The 5,856-nt window shown below is 41.3% G+C and carries 5 protein-coding genes; 1 reads left to right on the forward strand and 4 read right to left on the reverse strand.

The features are described 5' to 3' along the window. Window positions 1-40 precede the first annotated feature (40 nt). Window positions 41-1,279 carry an IS256 family transposase gene (locus ACEW8U_RS18740; RefSeq protein WP_373523588.1) on the forward strand — a complete coding sequence of 413 codons (1,239 nt, stop codon included), beginning with the start codon at window positions 41-43 and terminating at the stop codon, window positions 1,277-1,279. Between the two features lie 200 nt (window positions 1,280-1,479). Here the strand turns inward: ACEW8U_RS18740 and ACEW8U_RS18745 are convergent, their stop codons facing one another. The 4 genes from ACEW8U_RS18745 to ACEW8U_RS18760 are packed head-to-tail and all read right to left on the reverse strand — an operon-like array spanning window position 1,480 to window position 5,582. Beyond that, window positions 1,480-2,757: an MFS transporter gene (locus tag ACEW8U_RS18745; protein ID WP_373523589.1), complete on the reverse strand. Its 1,278-nt coding sequence runs from the start codon at window positions 2,755-2,757 to the stop codon at window positions 1,480-1,482. After that, window positions 2,754-3,266, reverse strand: coding sequence for a GNAT family N-acetyltransferase (locus ACEW8U_RS18750; protein ID WP_373523590.1), 513 nt, complete (start codon window positions 3,264-3,266; stop codon window positions 2,754-2,756). The genes ACEW8U_RS18745 and ACEW8U_RS18750 overlap by 4 nt, the downstream gene beginning before the upstream one ends. Beyond that, a complete protein-coding gene (locus tag ACEW8U_RS18755; protein WP_373523591.1) occupies window positions 3,235-4,914 on the reverse strand; it encodes a glycoside hydrolase family 10 protein in 1,680 nt (559 codons plus the stop codon). Before ACEW8U_RS18755 ends, ACEW8U_RS18750 begins: the two co-directional genes overlap by 32 nt. Window positions 4,915-4,922: 8 nt before the next feature. Then, complete coding sequence (locus ACEW8U_RS18760) at window positions 4,923-5,582, reverse strand: N-acetylmuramoyl-L-alanine amidase (RefSeq protein WP_373523592.1); 660 nt, start codon at window positions 5,580-5,582, stop codon at window positions 4,923-4,925. Window positions 5,583-5,856 lie beyond the last annotated feature (274 nt).

Genomic DNA, 5,856 nt, shown 5'->3' on the forward strand with positions numbered 1-5,856 from the left:
GAGACTGTTCATTTAAGTGTGTCTGCTAACTTTACACAAGATGAACAATAAAAAGACAATTAAGGATATCTTAAATGATCCTGAGATGAGTGAACGTTTGAAAGAACGTCTTTACAGTAAGAAAGGATTACTGGGAAAAGAGAGTCCTTTCAGTGAGATTTTGCAAGGTATGGTAAATACTCTTCTTGAAGGTGAGATCGATTCATTTCTGACCGAAGAGCGAGCCTCCGGTAATGTTAATAAACGCAATGGGAGAACATCCAAACGAGTTGTGAGCGAAGCTGGGTTCCTAGATATTTCAACACCTCGAGACCGGAACGGAGACTTTGAGCCTGAACTTATCGGCAAACGTGAACGTGAACTCAGCAGCGGTATGGATGACCAGATACTGTCCCTTTATGCCCAAGGGAACTCAGTGGAAGACGTGAGACGTCTTCTGGAGGATATTTATGGAGTGAGTATCTCTGCAGGCCGGATTTCCCAGATTACGGACAAAGTGCTTCCAGAGATCCAGGAATGGCGTACAAGAACCCTTCAAAACTTTTACCCCATCGTGTATCTGGATGCCATACACTTCAAAGTACGCCAAGACGGCAAATACACCAACAGCGCTTTCTACACGGTATATTCGGTGGATTGGGAAGGGAACAGGGACGTATTAGGGCTTTATATCAATTCTGGTGGGGAAGGGGCTAAAAAATGGGGTATGGTGATGGAAGACCTGAAAGCAAGAGGAGTAAGTGATATTCTGGTGGTTTGTACGGATGATCTGCAGGGATTTTCCGATCAGATTCACGAAGCTTTTCCTGCTTCAATTGTCCAGAAGTGTATAGTCCACCAAATGCGGAATTCGCTGAAATATGTGGATGATGTCGACAGAAAGGCTGTAATAAAGGACTTACGTCAGGTTTATACCTCTGTGACTGAAGAGGGAGCGAAAACAGCAATGTCATCCTTTGAAGCCACATGGGGGAAGAAATACAAGTATATAGTCAAACAATGGAGGGAAAACTGGACTGAACTGATGGCCTTTCTGGATTTTCCTTTACCGATGAGAAAAATGATCTATACGACCAATCCGGTAGAGGCACTCCATAGAATCATGCGAAAACTGATAAAAAGCAAAGCCGCATGGACATCAGAAACAGCACTGTTGAAACAGCTCTATTTATCGATAAGCCGGAACGAAAAGTCATGGAGAAGAAAAGCTTATGGATGGACTTCCATCCAGCGAGAAATCATGGAGTTGTACCCGGAGAGGGTACCACAAAAAAACTAGATTTTCAGCCTACCATCTTAGTTGGCTTAAGCCAACTAAGATGGTAGGCTGAAAGAAAGATTTAACCTTAGACACAGTTTAATGAACTATCCCCCCCAAATCTAAAATCTAAAATCTAAAATCTACCCTCTACCCTTATCCCTTCATCCCTCATCCTTCCCAAATCTACAATCTAAAATCTAAAATCTAAAATCTACCCTCTACCCTCTACCCTCTACCTTCTTCTTCCCATACTCATAAGGGAACTTCACATACCTTACCATTAGGATGCCGGGAAAGGCGGCGATGACAATCCAAACGAAAAAGCCAGGGTAGCCAAGGGCTTCTTGGATAAAACCGGAAGCCATTCCAGGAATCATCATTCCCAAAGCCATAAATCCGGTAGCAATGGCATAATGTGAGGTTTTGGATGGTCCTTCCGAAACATATATCAGGTACATCATAAATGCCGCAAAGCCGAATCCATAACCCAATTGCTCAATGACTACGACTACACCGGCATAAAAGGCGGATTCAGGTTGGAAATAAGCTAATAAGTAATAGAAGAAATTTGGAACATTGAGTGCTAAAATCATAGGCAGCATCCATTTTCCTAATCCATCTTTTGAAATCACTATCCCTCCAATGATACCTCCCAAGGAAAGGGCGATAATTCCGAAAGTTCCATAAATTAAACCCACATCACTCGTACTCAAAGCCAAGCCTCCGACTTCCCGACTGTCCAAAAGGAATGGAGAGGCCATTTTTACCAATTGTGATTCACCTAGCCGGTAGAAAAGAATAAAGGCCAGGGCAACCCAGATTTCTTTCTTGCTGAAAAAGCTTTCAAATACTTTCCAGAAAGTCAGGCTTTCTTCTTTGATATAATTTTTTGCTTTTTCAACATTGGGGGTGACTAGGAAATTAACCAAAGTCAGCACAAACATCAAAGCGGCAATCATCACCATGGTAAGCGACCAAGCTTTGGTATTGTCTCCGTATTTTACTTCAAGATATCCTGCAAAAATGACAAACAAACCCTGACCTGTGACCATGGCCACCCTATAGAATGTGCTGCGCAAGCCTATAAAAAAGGACTGTTGGTCTTCTTTTAAAGCCAACAGATAAAAACCGTCCGAAGCGATGTCATTGGTGGCAGAAGCAAAGGAAGCCAGCCAAAAGAAGGCAAGACTGATGACAAAAAACTGATTGGTGGGAAGAGAAAGACCTACTCCTAAAAAAGCAATGGATAACACCAATTGCATGGCAAGGAACCATTTTCTTTTGGTGCCATACAAATCCACAAAGGGGCTCCAAAAAGGTTTGATGACCCAGGGCAAATAGAGAAAGCTGGTATAAAGTCCAATATCCGAATTGTCAACCCCTAGATTTTTGTACATGATGACAGATACCGTAATGATCAGCACGTAGGGTATACCTTCGGTCAAATACAATGGTGGCACCCAATACCAGGGATTGTTGGGGATGGACTTTCTCATGGTTTTTTTCTAATCAGGTTTTGGTAGATACTGATTTCCGATCCTTCAATGATGCTTGCATTTACGGTGTTTTTATAGAAGTCTGCCGGGCCGATTCCACCGATAATGGCATAGGCATAGCCCATTTCTTTCATGGTTTGGAGGCTTTTGATCAATAATATTTTTCCTATTCCTTTTCCCCTCATGCCTTCCAATGTCCCTGTTGGCCCGAAGAAGTTTTTGGCGGTGGATTCAAAACAGGCAAAGCCTAGGATCTCATTGTCCCTCTGCGCAATATAGCAATTGACGGGAAGGTGGGAAAATGCAGCTTCTGTTTCGTTTTTCCAATATTGACCAAAATGCTCAATTACCCAATCACAAACAAAGGATTTTTCAGGTGGAATAGGTCTTCTGAAAACAATATTTTCCTTGGCCAACTGTTGTTCTTTTTCGGAGATATCCGGAAGATCCAACAACCGGACAAGCATGTCTTTCATTTTATGGGGATTGAAGGGTTCTTTGGATTTCAAATACCATCGGTTTGCTTTCTTTACCAAATCTATCCAAAAAACTCAAGGCCACATATTTTGGATTGTTGGGGGTCAGTACGGGAATCAGCATCCTGTTGCTGTCATCAAGATATATTTTTTGGAAAATCGTATTTTCATTTCTCTTTTGGAGATCCTGAATGGTTGGGGAGGAGTATATTACTGCAAATCGAAAATCCGGATCCAGTACCTGTTGAAACTGAAAAGCAAAACCATCCCCATGGGGAATCAAAACCGGGGGCATGGTTTCTTTTGAAGTGGTTGAGGTTTCAAAAATATCAGGAGTCAAAACCTGGTGCTGATAATGGTTTTTGAAGACGAGATCAGCCACATCCCTGTTTTGTATATACAGGGACTTGGCACTGAAATATGCGTTTCCCGATATGTTAGGGGTGATTTTTGACAAACCGATCTGATTGGGGATTTCCATGGGATTGTCCCAGGCTTTGTCTGCATTGTTCCGGATTTTATAGGGACCATTTCCGATATAAATTTTGGTATTGTAGTTGTTTTTAGACCACCAGTTGATCAGTTCCCGGTGGGAAGCCAGATTATAATCCATACTCCAATACAATTGGGGAATGAGGTAATCTATCCAGCCGTTCTTCATCCAGGTCAGGACATCGGCATATAGGTCATCAAAATTGGTCTGACCAGCCCTGGTATTGGAACCATTGGGATCTTTGTCCTTATTTCTCCAAACCCCAAAAGGGCTAATACCAAACTGTACCCAAGGTTTTTCAGCTTTAATGGTCTGTTGCACTTCTTTGACCAATAAGCTTACATTTTCCCTTCTCCAATCATCCAGTTTCTGACCTTGTTTACCATATTTTTTAAAGGTCGCCGCATCATCAAAAATAACTTTGTCCACTTTGTAAGGATAGAAATAATCATCAAAGTGTATGGCATCTACATTGTAATTCTGGACTACCTCTGTGATGATATTGACCAAATGAGACCTGACCTCAGGAAGTCCGGGATTATAGTAATATTTGGTGTCGTACTTGATCATCCAGTTTTTATGTTTGAAAAAATCATGTTCTGCACTCAGGAGTTTGGTGTCAAGATTCATGGTAGCCCGATAGGGATTCAGCCATGCATGAAATTCCAGCCCTCTTCTATGAGCTTCCAATATCATCCAAGAAAGCGGATCTTCTGTTGTATTGGGTTTTTGGCCTTCCTTTCCAGTCAGATATCTGGACCATGGCGCAAAGCCAGAGGGATAAAAAGCATCCCCTGAAGTTCTGATCTGTACAATGACCACATTGAAATTGAGGGATTTATAATAATCCAACAGTTTGATAAAATCTTCTTTTTGCTTGCTGAAAGGGTGGGTAGGACTAGTAGGCCAATCTATATTGGCAACTGTTGCTATCCACACTCCCCTGAACTCCCTCGGACTTGGTGTCAATTCCAGGTCCAATGTCTTGTAAAATTCAGGTTGCACGGGCATTTTCACTGTTTTTGAGGGATAGGTGGTTTCATTGCCCCGGGGACCTGTGCCGCGAATTGTTCCCCGTTCCCGTGGTCCGGTGGTAGTGGAAGCTGTTTTACAAGATTGTAAAAACAAGGTTAAGCATATAAGGTAAGTAAAGATTCTTGAAATTTGAATCAGGAAATTTGGCTTCATTGTTTGGATTAGGGTTTGCTTTTGAGGTTAAGGTCGGTAAGTTTTTTTCTTAGTTGTTTCATGAATTTTTGTCCGGGATCCTGTTTTTGGGTCAGGTAATCGGGGTCTGTTTCTTTCCAAATTTCAGTGCCCTGAAAGTCATAGTATTCGTGATGACCAATCAGGTAGGTCAGCTTATGCTTTTTATGAAGGTATCTTACAAGTGCTGCATTCGCCTTTAATTGAGCCTTTGTAAGCGGGTCATCAGGGCCTCCGATGTTTTCAATACCGATTGCGGTATAATTCAATCCAATCGTATGCCTTCCAAAAGTGGTGTCCGGCAAAAGCCTAAAAATCGTACCATCTCGGTCCACCAGGAAATGAGCAGAAACATTTAAATTGCTGGCAGTGGTCAATTCAGGTCTTCCTCCCAAATGAACCGGGTTGAAGACATCAAAAGTGCCTTCCAAAGTTGGTACCGCTGTCCAATGTACCACCACCATACTTGGTTCAATAGTGGCTGATTCTTTGTCTAATCCATGTCGGACATTTAGGTATTCTATTGAAAGTTTTTCTCTTTCTTCATCGAAAACAATGGGTTTTTCCAAGATTCTGAATGTAGGGGCGTTGCATGAACAAATCAAGAAAAGGTATACCAAAAGAAGATAACCATGCTTTATGTTTCTCATTTGAAATAGAATTTGTGGTGTTTGGACCTTTGTAATAGAATTTTTGCTAAAATACATGAATTTCTTAGAGCATAGTGCAATAATGATTTGCAATTATTTGCTGTTTTAGACTTTTTTTTCCTAATTGATAATTTAATCCCTGCAAAAAACCGAAATCTAAGATCATGCTTAAAGAAGAACGTCAAAAATATATCCTAGACCAAGTTTACTTACATCACAGGGTTTTATTAAATGATTTATCTGAATCTTTGTATGTTTCTATTGACACAGTCAG

It is taken from the genome of Aquiflexum sp. (assembly GCF_041751335.1).
Lineage (GTDB): Bacteria > Bacteroidota > Bacteroidia > Cytophagales > Cyclobacteriaceae > Aquiflexum.